This is a genomic window from Pedobacter sp. PACM 27299, assembly GCF_001412655.1.
Taxonomy (GTDB): domain Bacteria; phylum Bacteroidota; class Bacteroidia; order Sphingobacteriales; family Sphingobacteriaceae; genus Pedobacter.
The window spans coordinates 3080125-3096677 of sequence record NZ_CP012996.1 but is presented as its reverse complement, the minus strand read 5'-3'; the positions used below and the strand labels follow the sequence as shown (position 1 = coordinate 3096677).

Here is a 16553-nt window from a genome sequence, read left to right as displayed (position 1 = left end):
TATATAATAACAGGTAAATGAATACTTTATGAAACACAGCAAGAATATGATCAGTAAAAAAAATACAATGGTTTTATTGATCGCTATACTTTCCATTTCAGGCACTTTGATACTTTCCGGCTGTACTCATCGCAGCAGCGCTGATGATGGAAAGAAGAAATCCATCTCGATAGACCTGTAGAAAGAATCGTGTGCTTATATGAACCGGCCTTGGATGCTTTATATATGTTAAAAGCAGAGGCGAAAATCGTTGGTATTTTTAACGGCATTTATACGAGTGACGATTTACACCCGTATTACGCGAAATTAGACGATAGAATCCAGCAAAAGCAACTCGCAGTTCCAGGAAACAATGGTGATGGGAACATAGAAAGCATCATGATGTTAAACCCTGATATTGTAATCCTGCAGGCGGCTCAGGAAGAGCTTGCAGCTGCTTTACGATCAGTTGGTGTAAAGGTTTATACCGCCATTGTTGAAAAGTATAATGAAGTGTTTCAAACCATGCGTGACCTGGCGGTGCTGACTGGAACTTCCGAAAGAGCTCATGAATTGATGGTTTACGTAGAACAAAAATATGCGGCCATGAAGACCAGATCGAGCACTATACAGACCAGGAAAAAAGCTTATTTCTCCTGGGCACATGGTCGAATATTCTCCACTGCCGGCAGAAATAGCATGATGAACTTCTGTCTGGAGATTGCTGGTGTAGAAAATGCCTGTCCTTTTGAGCTGGATCAACCCAATATCAATCCCGAAACTTTGCTGGGCTGGAATCCAGATTTGATCATCATGTGGAACGATAGTCCGAATGAGTTTTACAAGAGAAAAGAACTGGGAGAAGTTTCCGCAATCAAGAATAAACAAATTTACAACCTGCTGCCTATGTTTTCTATAACCCGCATACCTTAAAGTCGCTCAGCACTGCTATGAGTATCCATAATTGGGTTTACCCAAGTCCGGATGTGGATGTAAAACATCAAGTGGAACTGATCATGTTAAAGCTATATGGAGAAAAAGGCAAGGCACTAGCCCCCTTAATTTAAATCTTCAATGGTTAATTTGGGTTGGGTTCATATCATACCATGAGCTTCAATTTCTCATAAAGTCCCTTTTGTCCTTTCGCTGTAAGCGAGATTGCCCTTGAATCCTTTGTTTTACGGAGCCAATCGATGGAAAGCATTTTATCGAGCAGCGCTGCTCCTAATGAGCCGGCAAGGTGATGCCGTCTTTCAGTCCAATCAAGGCAAGGTCTGATGAAGGCTCTTCTTTGCGTTTGCAGATGATCGACATCAATGTCCATCTCTGAAAAGAATCTTTTCCCTTCCGCGGTGATTTGATAAATGAGTCCATCGATTTCAAAAATTTCCTGCTCAACCAATGCATCCATGATCATTACACCTACTTTTCCTGCTAAGTGATCATAGCATGTCCTACAATATTTAATTTTAACATTATCGGTATTTTCACTGATCACTTTCAGCTTTACGGGAGGAATCAGGCTACTTAAAGCTTCTATGGCATCTGCTACTTCATGTCTGGAGAATTTATAATATTTATGTCTGCCCTGTCTTTCTACGGTTAACAAATCGGCTTTCAGTAATTTACTGAGGTGCATGCTCATATTCTGCGGAGAAGTATTTGCGCAAATGGCCAATTCGGAGGCTGTATAAGCTCTGCCATCAAGTAATGTCCATAAAACATTGGTGCGAACAGGATCACCAATGATCGAAGTTATATTTCCAAGTTCTTTTTCCATGCAAACATTGATAGTTAATTAAATACTGAAGTGTTACAATCCTTGTTTCTTTAGGTTTGCCTTTGTCAAAGGTACATAATATGAAAAAGATACTTTTCCCCATTTTATAGCCATTATCCTTCTCAAGCATTTTAATATTCAACACGATGAACAATTATGAAATCATAAAAACAGCAAGCCGTCTTAAAGGCCTCCAGATCGCTCTTCACTACAAGGCTCCTTTGGTATTTGCTAATGATTATGCCGTACTTTTTATCCATGGCTCCTCCTTCTCCTCTGAACTTTCATTTGGCTTCAAAATGAATAATTATTCCTGGATGGACCATTTAGCTGAACAGGGATATCATGTGTATGCGCTTGACTTTTTAGGTTATGGCCATTCCGACAGGTATCCTGAAATGGAGGTCAGTCCAACTTTAGCTATGCCCACAGGAAGAGCTATGGATTGCTATCAGGACATCGATAAAGCAGTAGAGTTGATCATCAAAAGAACCGGAAAATCAAAGGTTTATCTGATTGCCCATTCCTGGGGTGGTACGGTTGCCGCTTTATACGCGACAAAGTTTCCCGATAAAATTGAAAAGCTTGTTTTATTTGCAGCATTAACGAAACGAGATGATACAGGTACTCGAGTGGAGATTGAGCATAGTTATCAGACAATGACGCCGGAACAAAGAGTCACAGCCATGAAAACCCCTACTCCTGATGAACAGCAATGTCAGCTGGCACCTGAATTATTCCAGGACTGGGGCAAGGCCTGGTTGGATTCGGACCCACTTGCGGGAAAATTCAATAGTCAATATATCCGTTTTCCATCCGGCCCTGATCGGGATGTTGAAGATATGATGCACAATGCCCCTTATTATAATCCTGCTTCAATTGCAGCCCCTACTTTATTGATACGTGGTGAATGGGATGAATACCCCGACAATAATGATTATGAGCGTCTTTTTAAGTCGCTGGACAATGTGCCTTTGAAAAAGTATGCTGTTATTGGCAAGGGTACACATGTGATGCATTTGGAGAATAGCCGCTTTCAGCTTTATGAAGAAGTGTTTCATTTCCTCAAACGAGGAAATACAACTGTATCTGTCAGTGATACAACAGCTATAGCAGTCATATTTGAGGTTATTCCGGATGATGGCCGAAAAGAAGATTATTTAACTATTGCACAGCAGCTCAAACCAGAACTTGAAAAAATATCAGGCTTCATTTCCATTGAGCGTTTCCAGAGTCTGACACACCCTGAGAAGATATTGTCCTTGTCATTTTGGAGTGATGAAAAGGCCATAAGGGAATGGCGGAACCTGGAGCTGCATCGCGAAGCACAGTCAAAAGGCAGACAGTTTGTATTTAAGGATTACCATTTACGAATCGCCCGGGTGATCAGGGACTATGGGATGTTTGACAGGAAAGAAGCGCCTGGGGATAGCCGGTATTTTCATCAGCATGATGATGATGGAAAAAGTTGATTTTTTTAGGTGTGTCAGGAATAATTACCTGACTTCTACTTATTTTGTTGGTATCTCGTTTTGCGATACCAACAAAATAAAGTAATAGTGTTTATAAAGTTCAACCCTATTTCCACTCTAAATCCTCATCACCGTCGTCAAATTCGTCTTCACCATATTCTTCATCATTTCCTGAATTACCTGTACCCAGATCATCGTCATCTTCAGAAAAATCATCGTCGTCATCCTCAGCATCTTCCGGTATTGGAGGTCTTTTTGGGTCGCTTTCTATATTTTCATCGATCAGCCTTTGTTCCCAAGCCTGATCATTTAGGTTTTTAGTTTCCATGGTCATTTTAATTTAATAAAATAAGAATCACAAGGAGCGTTAACTAAACACTTACTACTCAAATAACATTCAGACTAGCAGCTTGTTTCAAAGAAAAACAATAGAAATATTCAATATTGGAATTTTTACCTGTTACTGATCGGGAAGTGTTCGGGAAGAGATCGGCCTTATAATAGGTACTGCGTAGGGTTCGTGTAGGGTTCGCCTAGGGTTGCCTTAGTCTCTGCTATCCAAACCCTAACCGAAGCCCTTCCTGCGGCTAAAGGTCATCAGGTCTCTTCCCGAGCACATCCCACTAACTGAAAGGTGTCTGAAGCGCTAAACCAAACGCTTCGGCAGCTCTGCCTTTCCATGCTTTTAAAGTAAAAAAAGCCGTTCGACTTGATCAAACGGCTTTTCAAAAGAAAACTAATATGCGATTATACGCTTGGAGAGAGATTCATAAAAATTCTTCTCTTCTTTTTGCCTGATTTTTTCTTTTTGCCCCACCAAATCACAAAACCTGTAATTGGTAATGAAGCACAAATCAGACTGACGATGAAAAAGAGAATTTTTGTCGGCAACTCACCAATTGCACCAATATGGACGCCATAATTTACCCTGCGAATCAAATCGGCAAAGTTTTCATCCATCAATTTCTTACTAGAGGCTGGCAGGATCTCTAAGGTATGCTGATCCAGGTAAACATCCCGCCAGGTACCATTAAACATATCTGTGCAGACATAAATAGCCTCAGAGGCCTTCTCAGGGAAGCTTACAATGATTTCTTTTGGATTGTGCGCTGCGAGTTCGTTCATTCCTTTATACCAGGCCTTATCTACCTGTGCCAGCATTTTTGTCTGAGGATTGCTTAAAGTATCGGAAACTGCTTCAATTCTGGGTTTATCCCTTCCTCCTGCTATCCAGAATATCCCTTTATTGAACCATTGAAAGCTCATCATTAATCCAGTGATCGCAAATAAAAGCGCAACAATGATGGAGTAGAAACCCAAAACATTGTGTAAATCATAGTTCAGGCGCTTAAACCTGGCTTTCCATTTGATTTTAAAGCTTTGATCCCGGCCTTTCTTATTCCATCTTTTTGGCCACCATAAAACCAGGCCGCTAAGCAGTAAAATGAAAAAGATGAAGGTTCCCCATCCTACGATTACACTACCTATTTCTTTCGGCAGCCAAAGGTAAAAATGGCCTTCTTCTACGATATGAAAGAAATCTTCGTGATCTACCATGGCTACTACTTTGGCAGTATAGGGATCTACGAATACTGTAGAATCTGAATTTACTGTAACCTGTGCTGTACGGTTTTCACCATAATACCAGATGGAATTTACTTCTTTATTAGGCAACACTTTAAGCACGCCCTCCTGAATTTTAGATGGAGGCAACAACGCTTTTCCTTTTGACGCTGCATGGAGCCATGGAGAAGAAACATTTCTGATTTCCTGTTCAAAAACAAGGATGCAACCCGTGATGCCCAGAATCACCACTACGACTCCGGAAGCAATTCCGAACCAGAGATGAACCCAGGCATTTATTTTTTTAAAGCTCATTTAAGCAATATAGAATTTTCAATTATTTCAGTTTCTCTATGCGAAGAATATAGTCGATACCGCCTATAAATTCCACTCCTTTTGTCAATTGATCAGTTGCAGGATTGTATTGCCAGATGTAATCTCTGTCGACTGCATTTACAGCGATAAAGGCCTTGCCGTCTTCCACAATCACTGCATTCACCATGCGCTCACCTTTATCTGCAGGAAGGTCCAATTTCTTGATCATCGTACCAGATTTTACGTCAATCAATCTGTAATAATGCTCCAAATCTATATTATCCCCACTAATTCTGGATCGGACAATTGCTTTCCCATTTCCAATGTACCACATTGCCGCTCCTTTTTCATTATTCGATGCAGCGGAGTAATTAAAGAAATAGTCCGGATCGATCACTGTTGATCCACTTTTAATGCGGTACATGATGGATGGAGATTTGTAATCATAACCCGTTACTGGATCACTGATAAAGTATAAATCATTGTTTTCGTCTACAAAAGAAGAAGGCGCATAAATGTTCAAACTGCCTAATCCAGTGGTACGGGTTTCTTCCAGTGACTTTTCAACAGCCATTGTATGATAATCAATTACTGCAACATACGATTTTGGATAAACCGGCATATTTGGAAATACGCTCCAATCATTGGAAGCAAAACCATAACCAAGAAACAGCTTACTATCTCTATACTGAGCAAATCCGAAACTGTATTGCTGGAAACCTGCAGGGATTTTACCAAGATCAAGTTTACCAGTTTTAATGGTCATTTTGTCTACTTTAACCACCGCATAACGAGCTTCGCCATTACCATCACCAAAAATTACCAGTGTATTGTTATCTGCCCATGCATAAGAACTCCAGCTCAGGTAGGCGAAAGGAATCTCTTTATCGATGAGCAATGATCCGTTTTCCACATGATACTTCCCGAAACGTCCGCTGGTAGAATTCATGTGGTAGTAGAAACCCTCTCTTTGAATCACATCCTGTGCATAAACCTTACCGGTCATCTCCGCACCATTACCTTTCAGACTGATGGTTCCAGTGGTTAATGAAGGAATACTGGAGATATAATAAGCAGTATTTGGCCAGCTCCCTACACAAAGAATTGCTGCGTAGTTTGTACCTTCTTCGATATGTCCTTCTTTTCTTTTTTCACAGCCACTGATGCTGAGCACTAACATGACGAGCATTAACAGCTTAGCCGTATATTTAAATAATGTGTTCATATATATAATGATAATATGTTGATAGTCTATTTTTTATTTTATAATTACTGAATGAAATATCTGAATTTCAGGGAGAATGATCTTCCTGGCTTCTGCAGTTTAAAATTATCGTAAGTCAGCTGATCAGTTAAGTTTCTACATTCTGCAGAGATGTTGTATTTGCCTTTTTGCAGGGAGTAACTTAGTGATGCACTGTGGACGAATTGAGTTGGAATATCCGACTTATCAATTGGGTTTCCTTTACTTTCCCAGGTCAGGTAGAACCAGTTTACATACTGTGTGAACCAGTTGAACTGCAGTCGGGTATCCTTTCCTAACAGGTTATCCTGTCCAATGGTAAAGTCTGCATTTCCAAACAACCAAGGCTGATTAGGAATTTTATTCAGGTAAGTATCGGGAACATTATAAGATTCCGTCTGTCCCTCCTTTGTGGTATTGATCGCATTTTGATAGGTCAGATTCAGCGTCAGGGACAGCAATTGAGCATAACTATACCTGGCTTCGGATTCAAAACCTGTAATGCGGACACTACTTTGGTTTTCATTTTTGATCAATTTGGAGCGAACATCAGGTACCGGAAAGATAAAATCTTTGGCATTGCGATAAAATCCAGAAGCTTCGAAGAAGAAGCTATTTTTATTGACCTGGAAACCATAATAGGCGCCAAGGTTTAAATTGTGACTGCTTTCTGGCTTTAAATTAGGATTCCCCAGTACATTTAATCCATCTCCAAACACTTCTTCTGTTTCCTGCAGCCTGTAAGAGTGCTCATATGAAGCCTTTACACCTATCCCTTCTGTCACTTTATACCTGGAAGCGATCCCATAACCAAAGTTAGAGAAAGTGGTATCCTGAGTAACATAGCGGCCAGCTATAGATTTTGACCTTTCTAAATCCAGGTGGTAATACTTACCAAAGATGGTATTGGATAACCTATTGTCTAACAGGTTTTGCTGATAGGCAAAGCCTAGAATCTGTTTATTAATTAGTCCTGGTACACTATCGTGATCTGTTTGCAGTTGATTGAAGTTCTTATTTTTCAAATGATCGATCGTATAATTCAAGTTCAAAGAGTGCTCATTGTTGATCACATAACTCAGGTTGGCCATCGCATAAGTGCGGGGTCTGACGATGTTACTAATCGATTTGACACTATTTCCCATTTCGGTATATCCTTTGGTAAAATAAGTGCCATCCCAGTTGTAATTGCGGAAAGCGGTATCAGTAGTCTTATAAGTATCTTTTGATCGGGCTGCGAATACGCTTAAGTTTAGTCCTTCTGTAAACAAATTGTTCTTTTTATAGCGTAAAGTGGCGCTTTTAGCGAAATTGGTACGTCTTACTTTACCATAAACAGTCTGCTGATCAAAACCAGTTTGCAGGTCCTGATGACCTTCATTATAACCTCCGCCAATAAACAAGACATCTGCCCAGCTTTTATTGGTGATCCCCACTTCTACTTGTCCGAGGGCAGACAGGTAATTGTCGTGGAAACGTCTGGCATCGCCTTTATAATATTCTGCACCGTTTACATCGTATATGAAGTTGCCATCTCTCAGTCCACCGCTTACAAGATCTACGTTTTTCATCTTGTAGCTGTTTTCCGAGGAGTTGAAAAATCCGCTCCCTTTAATAATCAGACCGGTTTTTTGGTCAACATATTGCCCTGTTAAGGAGGACCTGTTAGTTTGAAAGGAGCCATAGCTATGGCTTAGATCCAGGTAATTGCTTACTTTTTGATTGGTCACCACGTTTACCGCGCCGCCCATCGCATCGGCACCCAATTGTACAGGTACCACTCCTTTGTAAACTTCCAATCGCTCGGCCATGTTTACCGGGATGTTGTTTAAAGACATCGCGCTGCCCATCACATCCATTGGAATGCCATCAATGAAAAACTTGACCTGCTTTCCAGATAAACCGTTGATAGAGAACTTAAAATCAGAACCTAATCCGCCTTGTTCTCGAATCCTGACCCCAGTACTTCTATTTAAGATCTGGTTTAGATCAGCAGTTGTATTGGCGTATTTCTTCGTTTCAATAGCATTTACGGAGAAACCAGATTCTTTTACCTGCTGGGTTTTCGTTTTCCCATTGATGTTTACATCATGAAGCTGCTGCTGGTCCTTTTTTAAGGAGAAGGTTAGGTTTATAGTCTGACCTGGTTTTAACATTACCTGCTTACTGTCCTTTTCGTAACCAAGAAAGGAAATGGTGACGGTGTAAGTTCCAGGCACAAGATTTTTCAGTTCATAATAACCCTGAGCATTTGACACTACCCCTTGTTTAGTGCCTTTTAAAAAGATGGATGCCCCTGTAATCAGTTCGCTGCCGTCTTTGACATATCCTGAAATGGTAGAAGTAGTTTGTGAATGTGCAGCAAATGAAAAGGTGCTGAGGAGAATGAGTAGTAGAATTTTTCCGTAGGTCATTATTTTAATATTGTGCATTTATACCTGTTAGTAGCATAAGCACAATATTCCCGAAGGTGCAACCAGAAAAAAAATGAAGAATTACCTCAGCTGATCAATTCTAAGGATGAAATCTGTATTTCCAGCAAGCTCCAGTCCTTTACTTAGCGCACAGGTTTTAAGGTCATACCTCCATATAAAATTACCTTCTGCTGAGGAGCTTATGGAAATGTAGGCGATGTTATCCTTTAACAGCACACATTCCCTTCTTGTTCCTTTATCCAAAGGAAGCGCCAGCTTATTGATCACTTTATTATTTTTCACATCTACCAGGTAGAATTCAAAATGTGGCGTACTGTAATGATCCCAAAGTCCTTTAAACAGATCTTTTCGCTCTGCTCTGATGATGGCTTTATCGCCTCCGATAGGCCACATTCCATAGGCATGATTGCCGATTCGAGTGGAGATATTGAAAAAGTAACGAGGGTCTGGGGCGGTTTCATTTTTATTGATGCGCAGGATTCCTGTAGCGAGTTCCGGACGATTACCTAAAGCAATCCCTGGACAGTCCATGAAGTAAAAATTACCTTGTGCATCCTCAAAAGAAGAGGTTTGAACGGTATTTACACCACCTGGATAGGTAGAACGCGTATCTTTTGCTGTTTTTACTGCGGTCATTTGCGGGTAATTCAGTTCGGTCACATAGGTGGTATCGCTGGTGGTATAATTGAGCAGTCCAAGTTCCTGATGGTAAGTATAGCCAACCAGCAGCTTTAAGCCTTGTTTTTTCACAAAACCCACCGACATATTATCGAACTTTCCAGAAGGAACCGGGATTTCCATATTTCCCTCGCTAATAGACTTCATTGCTGCCACATTGAGCATGCTATACTTCACTTGCGTAAAGTCTGGCGTATTTAAACCTGTGAGCAACAAAGTATCTCTGCCCAGCCAATGGAAATTTTCAATGGAGAACTTTGCTAAAGGCATAGATTGAACTTCTCTTAGCTGTTTGTCTTTTAACTCGTACTTTACCAGTGCCGCTTTTTTCCTGTTGAGGTGATAATAGTAGCCATTTTTGACGATCACGCTACGGTCCATTTCCCTGGTGTTCAGCTCAGCACCCTCTTTTTCAGGCAGGATCACACCTTCATCCAGCTGATCAGTTTCTACCATATACTCGTTTCCATCCTTAGCCAGGATGTAAATACTGTATTTGTGAGCACCTTCATTTTTAGTAGTTAAAGCGCTGTCTGTACACCCAAAAAGGCTGATCAGCAGTAAAAGAAAAGATAGAGAACGATTAGATGTTGAATTCATTGATAATTTGCTTTTGAAGAATCGGAGGCAGATCCATTAGGTTTTTCTCACTGACAATGATCTGATTTGTTCCTTCTTTGCTTTTAAGTATGATATAAGTTTGACCTTTTTTAAAAGTGATCTTTTCAGGACTACCTTCAAATTGGAGTGTAATGTCTTTTTTAGGGGAAATAAGTATGCTTCCGGATAGGTCTACTACTCCGGTTAGGTTGTCGATTTTAGCAGAGGTACTGGTCCCAACCGACAAGGCATAGCCTTTTACTTCCAGATGATGTACCTTAACAGTAGAGGTATTATTAATTGATACGAGTTCAGGATCTGTTTGCTGCTTGTTTCGCTGCAGTTGAACCACACCTAAGCCCGACATGCCTACCACTATAGTGGCCGCTACTGTAGCGATCCAAAATGAATACTTACGGATTGGTTTTTCGGCTAAAGGTTTTGTTTTTGTTTCAGCAGGTGCTTCTTCTGGAAGAATATCAGCGATTCCCTTCCAGATGTCTGCTTTATGAACTGCTTTAGACTCGCCCAATGGCAATTGAAGACCTTCATCAGTATGACTGGAAAATAACCATTCTTCCACTGCATCACGCTCTTCGGTGCTGCATTGATTGCGATGGTATTTTTCTATGAGGTCTTTGCTAATGTTCATTTTCGTGTTAAAGCCTGCTTTTATCGGAATACAAACTTATATAAAATATAAGTAGCATAATAACTCGTTTTCCGTAATGCCCCAGCTATTTTTATTCAGAATAATTGGAAAGACGTTGTCTGAGGACAGTCAAACTTTTGGTAATGTGGTATTCTACAGCCCGTTCGCTGATGAATAAGGCAATGGCAATTTCCTTGTTACTCATCCCTTGCTCCCTGCTCATCCGGTATACTTTTTTACATTGACAAGGGAGGGTATCGACGAGAAGATTGACGCTTTCCTTAAGGTTGTTGTAGTTGATGTGCTCTTCTGTGCAATTCGTGGAATGCGTACAATCCTGGTATTTGATACAGATGTGCTTTTCACGGCTCACTTTGTTTCGGATGTATTCAAAGGTTTTGAATTTTGCAGAGCGAATCAGATAATTGCTGACATTTTCGAGTTCGAGCTCCGCTCTTCTCTCCCACAGTGATTTAAATATATCCTGAACCATTTCTTTTGCCGGTTCAATCTCTCTGATGTTATTGTAACATACGGCGTAAACCTTGTCCCAATACATATTGTATATAGTTTCAAAAGTTTGTCGGTTGATACGCGTAAGGGTATCAGTTGCGTGTATGTTTGTGGTTTCTGCCAAAATTGGTTCTAAAGACTGTGCCGCAAATATATACTATTTAGATTAATTACAAACAAAGGCTTTGTGAAATATTTAAATGGAGTTTAACTGATCATCACAAATGGCTAAAAACACGAATCACATTATAAACAACACAGGCCAACCCTGTAATTGGATTAGCCTGTGTGTTCAATAGGTATATAAAAAATGAGCGCTAGTTGTAATAGCTGCTATTTAGATTTGTATTTGCTTTTTCTGCAGCTTCAATTGGGGCATAGTTGGAAAGGATAATTGGAGTACCCTTTTTCACACACACATTGTGTTCGAAATGAACTGCTGGTAAACCATCCTCCGTAGAAATCGTCCAGCCGTCCTCTTCTGTAAAGATTTGACGACTTCCCATAGTAATCATCGGCTCAATTGCCAATACCATGTTTTCAATTAGCTTTTTACCGCTTCCTTTTCTGCCGTAATTTGGCACCTGAGGATCTTCATGCATTTCTCTGCCTACCCCATGGCCTACCATCTCGCGTACTACGCCATAACCATGTTTTCCATTTGTATACTGCTCAATAGCATAACCGATATCACCAGTACGGTTGCCCGCTACTGCTTGTTTTATCCCAACATACAGTGATTCTTTGGTAATTCTCACCAAGTCAAGCACTTCTTGCGCTACTTCACCCATAATAAAAGTATAGGCATGGTCACCATGAAAACCATTCTTATCCACCACAGTATCAATAGAAACTACGTCACCTTCTTTTATAATATATTCACTCGGAAAACCATGAACAACCTGCTCATTTATAGAAATACAAAGGCTGTAAGGGAAACCGTGATAACCTTTACAGGTTGGATTTCCACCATTGTCTCTGATAAACTGCTCTGCCATTACATCAAGCGACAACGTAGTGATCCCGGGTTTAAGAATCTTAGCCACCTCTGTAATTGTAGCACTTACCAATAAACAACTTTCACGTTGAATCTCAACTTCCTCATCCGTCTTATACATACTCATTTCGTTATTTAACTCTGAACAACATGCTGTCTGTTCAGAAGATTTGTTTCTTTATGTTTAGAACTACAAATATATGGGAAGTATGATATTTCTATGGAAATATTATTCATATCGGTGTAATTTCAAGAAAATTGAGATAAAGTACTAAACATCAATTGATTTATTTAAAATGATGCTTATAGAGCGTTGTAAAGCACTTTACCCGAAAGTTGAGGAAATTATGATCTAAGAAAAATAACCGTAAAATTATTCAACTAAAATACAGCAGTTTACAACAGAAAAACGTTTTTTTAGTATCATTAAGGCCGATTTTACATAAAAATTAATATCTTTGCAATACCAAACAACAAAATAATAATTGATTCCGTAGCTCAGCTGGTAGAGCATTACACTTTTAATGTAGTGGTCCTGGGTTCGAATCCCAGCGGGATCACGAAAGGCGCAAGAAATTGCGCCTTTTCTGTTTAAAATGTATTTTAAAAGGCGTTTTAAGAAAAATAATAAGTCATTTCATAGCAAACAAAATCAATCTGATTGGTGCCCTATCTGGTGCCCAATTGTATTTGGTAAATTTGGGCACCAGTTATCCTAGCCTCAATTTGTGCCATCCTTAAAGCAACAATTTGTTTACTGGATTTATCCAGGCTTAACTAAATGTTTTACTTAACAGATTGAAAAATGAAAAGCAACCAAACATTAACCATTTTATTCTGGCACCGTAAATCAAAGAAAGATGCTAACGGCCTTGCCCCTATTATTTGCAGGATATCAATTGATGGAATGGAAGAAGAATTATCCACTGGTAGGAAAGCACATGTTGACAACTGGGATAACGCAACCAAAAGAGTAATATCAGGGCAGCACGCTAAAATGACTAATTCCTTAATCAATCGTATGCAAGTTGATTTAGAAAGGTATTTTACTGTACTACAATCTAACTTTGATGTTGTCTCTCCATTAAAACTAAAAAATGTCTATAGGAACCTGCCACATGACCATAGAAAAGGGCAAACCGCAAATACCACTAAGAAAAAGATAAGTCTATTGGAACTTGCTGATCTTCAGATTAAAGAGTTTTCTGATTTGGTAAAGAAAAAGCTGAGATCATCCGAAACATTAAAACAATGGAAAGCAACAAAAAACAAGATTGCAGAATTTCTTTTATACCAGTATAAAATTAATGATATGGAACTTATTGATATTAACTATTGCTTTGCACAGGATTTTTTAACCTTCCTGACTGTTAAGAGAAGTCCAGTACTTGGGGAGGCTGCTGCGATTAAGCAAATCAAGAGTACCAAACAGCTACTTAAACTTGCTGAAACAAATGGCTGGATATCTAAGAACCCAATTGAAAAATTCAGGTGTGGTGCTGATGAACCTGAAATTCGACCATTGGAAATATCAGAAGTTGAAAATATTTGGCATCATAAACTTACGATTGAAAGGCTTGATAAAGTGAGAGATGCATTTATATTTCAATGTTTTACCGGATTTGCTTATCAGGACATATATAATTTATCTCCGCTGCATATTGTGACCGTTGGCACCGCACATGATAAATGGCTCATTAAAGAGCGTGGGAAAACGAAAGTTACAGAAATGGTGCCTATTCTGCCCATCGTTGAACAGATCATTAAAAAATACAGTACCGACCCCTACTGTAAAATCAACAACCGTTTGATCCCTGTAAATAGCAACTATCGCTACAATTGCTATCTTAAAGAGCTATCTGATATTTGCGGCTTATCAAGAGAATTAAATAGTCATTTGGCAAGGCATACTTTCGCCGACATCATGCTAAACATTCTAGATTTCCCATTAGAGGATGTAAGTAAAATGTTAGGACATAAGAATGTCAGAACAACCCAAAGGTACGCAAGAGTCAAAAAAAGTAGAATAGCGAAGAAAATGCATGCAGCTAAAGAAATTCTGTTTGATTCTAACGGCCTACTGAGAGGAAAAATGAAAGTAGGATCATTTATTAAAATATAATCTCTAAAACAACAGATGTATTGACATTTGTATAGGGGATATAATGGACAAAATTATCTCCCCTTTATAATTTTTTTTGGTACCCCCAGCCGTGCTAAGGTCGAACCACTTTGAGCAAGTTTTAATCAGAATGGCATCAATACCGTTAGAATTCGCCTATATGTAAAGCAAGCTTCTATAGGTGAAGAGAATATTGACCCAGATGATATTATAAAGATAATTTTTGCGAAGAATAACTAAGTTTACTGCTAATGAAGTACTTAATAAAACAAGTTCTAAATGTATTATAAGATTGTGTTTTCTTAAAAATTATAATAAAGGATCAAAATAATTTTGTTTTTTACTAATTTTTCATTGCATTTACCGACTAATGTAACCCTTACAATTCAACACCATTTTGAAAAATAATTAAGCTAAAAGGATCTTCATTTTTATAATCTTTTCCTGTACAAAATTCAATATATGCTCCGTAGTTATAATTTAAGTCACTATTAGTATAAACTGAAAGTTTTAAATGATCATACGATTTAGACGCGGTCTTTAAATTTGTACTCTTTTTGATTTCAATAGCCAAAAAATTGTGATTGCAGTCCTGCCTACGATGTAATATAATATCTGGGAGGACTTCCTTTCTGATTGTCTCATCATCAATAATTTCGCCTGAGTTACGTTTTGATATTGGAAGTTGTGTAATCAGAAAATCAGTTTGTTTTTTTTGTACTACATTATCAATCATTCGTTTATCCCACTGCCCATCAATATTTAAATTTAAATGTTCAAAAATGTTAGTGAGATACTTAATAAATGCTGTAGAAATCGCTTCTTCGTGCGCATCCTGTAAAAACAAATCTGGTTCTTCTCGGCAAAATTCACCTAGAGCAATATTAAGGCGTTCAATTAATTCTTCTGGTTCCATGAGCAATTACTTTATTTATTTTATTTCAAACATTTTAGCATTATCTATAATAAACTCTCCATTTGTGTGATCCAACCACTTTTCGGTGATAGAAATGAATGCTCTAATATGCTTACAATAATTTTCAATATATTTTGGATTTAGTTTATAAGAAAATATTAGCCCTTCAATTTTTTGAGTTTCTATGAAATCGCCAAAATCACTAACTTGGCTTTTTTCATTGTTGAGTCTTTTCAACAATATAAAGCGATCTGGAAACTCACTATTTCGTTCGTTAAATGCTTTGCCTTCAACTGCATAAAAATGAGACGGAGAATTTTCGATCTGTAAGAACAAATCCGGGTTTTTCCTTAATTGATTGAAACTGTCAAACGCAACCGTCCATTGCATTAATTGAATGATAATAGTTGCAGTTTCCTTCCCATGAGAATGATAGGAAATAACCTTATTTACTATGTCTTGTAATTTTTTTTCATTTACTTCCCATCGCTTAAAAACCTGGAATCCTATAAATCTATTTGCAGTAAGGACTTCCACAATTGCAATATCCTCAATATTTAAAAATTCTGAAATAAGCTCAAATGAAAGCTCTTGATTATATCCAAAAATAATTTTTCTGAGGTGGTTTATAATAGTGAGGATCTCCGTATCTACTTGCACCTTGTGAAAATCATTTATTATATCAAATAAAGAACCATTTGCATTAAGAGATTTTATAGTTGAAGCAATAGATTTAGAAATATATTCTTTAGCGTCATCTTTATTCCCTTCTTTGAGGCTATATATTATTGGACGCCTTTGTCTAATATCAAATGGCAAATCCTCTATCGATCCATAGTCTTTATTATAAATACAAATTACTTTATCCCATCCGATACTTTTTGCAGCATATCCTAATTCAATCAAAACATTTGGATTGGGGGTTTTCCTATCGGAAGAACCAGAATTTATGATAGAAATATCTGCAATAAATATTTTTGCTCTATTAATTTTCTTAAAAACTGTATCAATAATATCTGGCATTCCAGGTTCATCCTTAGTATCCCGATCTATAGCAAGTTCAATAGAGAAATCTCCTACTTCTTTGAGATTAGATATTGCCTTTTTTAAACAAGATTCCAAAAAACCTCTATTTGTATTATTTGGCAAATCGGACTGCCAAGAGTAAAAAACTGTATTAATCATAAATGTGAGCGACTATGAGGTTGTTGAATTTCTAATCGTTAAATTTAAATGAACAGCATATCTGTGTTAAAAATCAATATAGGGACACACCATTAGAGCAAAA

15 protein-coding genes and 1 tRNA gene are annotated in these 16553 nt (G+C 38.3%); 5 read left to right on the top strand and 11 right to left on the bottom strand.

The window, feature by feature from the left end:
* Nucleotides 1-28 precede the first annotated feature (28 nt).
* Complete coding sequence (locus AQ505_RS26375) at nt 29-181, top strand: hypothetical protein (protein WP_157262353.1); 153 nt, start codon at nt 29-31, stop codon at nt 179-181.
* Between the two features lie 44 nt (nt 182-225).
* Nucleotides 226-912: an ABC transporter substrate-binding protein gene (locus tag AQ505_RS13055; RefSeq protein ID WP_062548593.1), complete on the top strand. Its 687-nt coding sequence runs from the start codon at nt 226-228 to the stop codon at nt 910-912.
* A 166-nt stretch (nt 913-1078) separates the two neighbouring features.
* Here AQ505_RS13055 and AQ505_RS13050 read toward each other — a convergent pair whose 3' ends face one another.
* Nucleotides 1079-1759 (bottom strand): ArsR/SmtB family transcription factor, encoded by a 681-nt coding sequence (locus AQ505_RS13050; RefSeq protein WP_062548592.1) that lies wholly within the window; start codon nt 1757-1759, stop codon nt 1079-1081.
* Between the two features lie 146 nt (nt 1760-1905).
* Here AQ505_RS13050 and AQ505_RS26655 point away from each other — a divergent pair, with 146 nt between their 5' ends.
* Nucleotides 1906-3231 carry an alpha/beta fold hydrolase gene (locus AQ505_RS26655; protein WP_197286173.1) on the top strand — a complete coding sequence of 442 codons (1326 nt, stop codon included), beginning with the start codon at nt 1906-1908 and terminating at the stop codon, nt 3229-3231.
* A 106-nt stretch (nt 3232-3337) separates the two neighbouring features.
* On the opposite strand, the gene AQ505_RS13040 is transcribed toward AQ505_RS26655, so the two are convergent.
* The 8 genes from AQ505_RS13040 to map all read right to left on the bottom strand — a co-directional run bounded on the left by AQ505_RS13040 (nt 3338) and on the right by map (nt 12354).
* Nucleotides 3338-3559 (bottom strand): hypothetical protein, encoded by a 222-nt coding sequence (locus AQ505_RS13040; protein WP_157262351.1) that lies wholly within the window; start codon nt 3557-3559, stop codon nt 3338-3340.
* 419 nt (nt 3560-3978) lie between these two features.
* Nucleotides 3979-5109, bottom strand: a complete 1131-nt coding sequence (locus AQ505_RS13035) for a PepSY-associated TM helix domain-containing protein (RefSeq protein WP_062548590.1) — start codon at nt 5107-5109, stop codon at nt 3979-3981.
* A 22-nt stretch (nt 5110-5131) separates the two neighbouring features.
* Nucleotides 5132-6334: a DUF4374 domain-containing protein gene (locus tag AQ505_RS13030; protein ID WP_062548589.1), complete on the bottom strand. Its 1203-nt coding sequence runs from the start codon at nt 6332-6334 to the stop codon at nt 5132-5134.
* 44 nt (nt 6335-6378) lie between these two features.
* Entirely contained in the window at nt 6379-8766 is a 2388-nt protein-coding gene (locus AQ505_RS13025) for a TonB-dependent receptor (RefSeq protein WP_062548588.1), read from the bottom strand.
* 81 nt (nt 8767-8847) lie between these two features.
* Nucleotides 8848-10065 carry a hypothetical protein gene (locus AQ505_RS13020; protein WP_062548587.1) on the bottom strand — a complete coding sequence of 406 codons (1218 nt, stop codon included), beginning with the start codon at nt 10063-10065 and terminating at the stop codon, nt 8848-8850.
* Nucleotides 10049-10717 carry a hypothetical protein gene (locus tag AQ505_RS13015; protein WP_062548586.1) on the bottom strand — a complete coding sequence of 223 codons (669 nt, stop codon included), beginning with the start codon at nt 10715-10717 and terminating at the stop codon, nt 10049-10051. The genes AQ505_RS13020 and AQ505_RS13015 overlap by 17 nt, the downstream gene beginning before the upstream one ends.
* A gap of 91 nt (nt 10718-10808) precedes the next feature.
* Nucleotides 10809-11276, bottom strand: a complete 468-nt coding sequence (locus AQ505_RS13010; protein ID WP_157262349.1) for a sigma-70 family RNA polymerase sigma factor — start codon at nt 11274-11276, stop codon at nt 10809-10811.
* A gap of 271 nt (nt 11277-11547) precedes the next feature.
* Nucleotides 11548-12354 carry a type I methionyl aminopeptidase gene (gene map / locus AQ505_RS13005; protein ID WP_062548584.1) on the bottom strand — a complete coding sequence of 269 codons (807 nt, stop codon included), beginning with the start codon at nt 12352-12354 and terminating at the stop codon, nt 11548-11550.
* Nucleotides 12355-12714: 360 nt separating this feature from the next.
* Between map and AQ505_RS13000 the strand changes: the two genes are divergently transcribed.
* Both AQ505_RS13000 and AQ505_RS12995 read left to right on the top strand, forming a co-directional pair.
* Nucleotides 12715-12787 (top strand) — tRNA-Lys (locus tag AQ505_RS13000).
* 245 nt (nt 12788-13032) lie between these two features.
* On the top strand, nt 13033-14349 hold the full coding sequence (locus tag AQ505_RS12995; protein WP_062548583.1) for a site-specific integrase: 1317 nt from the start codon (nt 13033-13035) through the stop codon (nt 14347-14349).
* A 379-nt stretch (nt 14350-14728) separates the two neighbouring features.
* Here AQ505_RS12995 and AQ505_RS12990 read toward each other — a convergent pair whose 3' ends face one another.
* Both AQ505_RS12990 and AQ505_RS12985 read right to left on the bottom strand, forming a co-directional pair.
* Nucleotides 14729-15265, bottom strand: coding sequence for a hypothetical protein (locus AQ505_RS12990; protein ID WP_062548582.1), 537 nt, complete (start codon nt 15263-15265; stop codon nt 14729-14731).
* Between the two features lie 15 nt (nt 15266-15280).
* Nucleotides 15281-16450 (bottom strand): hypothetical protein, encoded by a 1170-nt coding sequence (locus tag AQ505_RS12985; RefSeq protein WP_062548581.1) that lies wholly within the window; start codon nt 16448-16450, stop codon nt 15281-15283.
* Between the last annotated feature and the right edge of the window lie 103 nt (nt 16451-16553).

Bases quoted from the DNA above. Each gene is read 5' to 3' on its own strand.
- AQ505_RS13035 (WP_062548590.1), bottom strand. From the start codon at position 5,109: ATGAGCTTTAAAAAAATAAATGCCTGGGTTCATCTCTGGTTCGGAATT.
- AQ505_RS13015 (WP_062548586.1), bottom strand. From the start codon at position 10,717: ATGAACATTAGCAAAGACCTCATAGAAAAATACCATCGCAATCAATGC.
- AQ505_RS13055 (WP_062548593.1), top strand. From the start codon at position 226: ATGTTAAAAGCAGAGGCGAAAATCGTTGGTATTTTTAACGGCATTTAT.
- AQ505_RS13010 (WP_157262349.1), bottom strand. From the start codon at position 11,276: ATGTATTGGGACAAGGTTTACGCCGTATGTTACAATAACATCAGAGAG.
- AQ505_RS12990 (WP_062548582.1), bottom strand. From the start codon at position 15,265: ATGGAACCAGAAGAATTAATTGAACGCCTTAATATTGCTCTAGGTGAA.
- AQ505_RS12985 (WP_062548581.1), bottom strand. From the start codon at position 16,450: ATGATTAATACAGTTTTTTACTCTTGGCAGTCCGATTTGCCAAATAAT.
- AQ505_RS26655 (WP_197286173.1), top strand. From the start codon at position 1,906: ATGAACAATTATGAAATCATAAAAACAGCAAGCCGTCTTAAAGGCCTC.
- AQ505_RS26375 (WP_157262353.1), top strand. From the start codon at position 29: ATGAAACACAGCAAGAATATGATCAGTAAAAAAAATACAATGGTTTTA.
- AQ505_RS13020 (WP_062548587.1), bottom strand. From the start codon at position 10,065: ATGAATTCAACATCTAATCGTTCTCTATCTTTTCTTTTACTGCTGATC.
- AQ505_RS13050 (WP_062548592.1), bottom strand. From the start codon at position 1,759: ATGGAAAAAGAACTTGGAAATATAACTTCGATCATTGGTGATCCTGTT.
- AQ505_RS13030 (WP_062548589.1), bottom strand. From the start codon at position 6,334: ATGAACACATTATTTAAATATACGGCTAAGCTGTTAATGCTCGTCATG.
- AQ505_RS12995 (WP_062548583.1), top strand. From the start codon at position 13,033: ATGAAAAGCAACCAAACATTAACCATTTTATTCTGGCACCGTAAATCA.
- AQ505_RS13040 (WP_157262351.1), bottom strand. From the start codon at position 3,559: ATGGAAACTAAAAACCTAAATGATCAGGCTTGGGAACAAAGGCTGATC.
- map (WP_062548584.1), bottom strand. From the start codon at position 12,354: ATGAGTATGTATAAGACGGATGAGGAAGTTGAGATTCAACGTGAAAGT.
- AQ505_RS13025 (WP_062548588.1), bottom strand. From the start codon at position 8,766: ATGACCTACGGAAAAATTCTACTACTCATTCTCCTCAGCACCTTTTCA.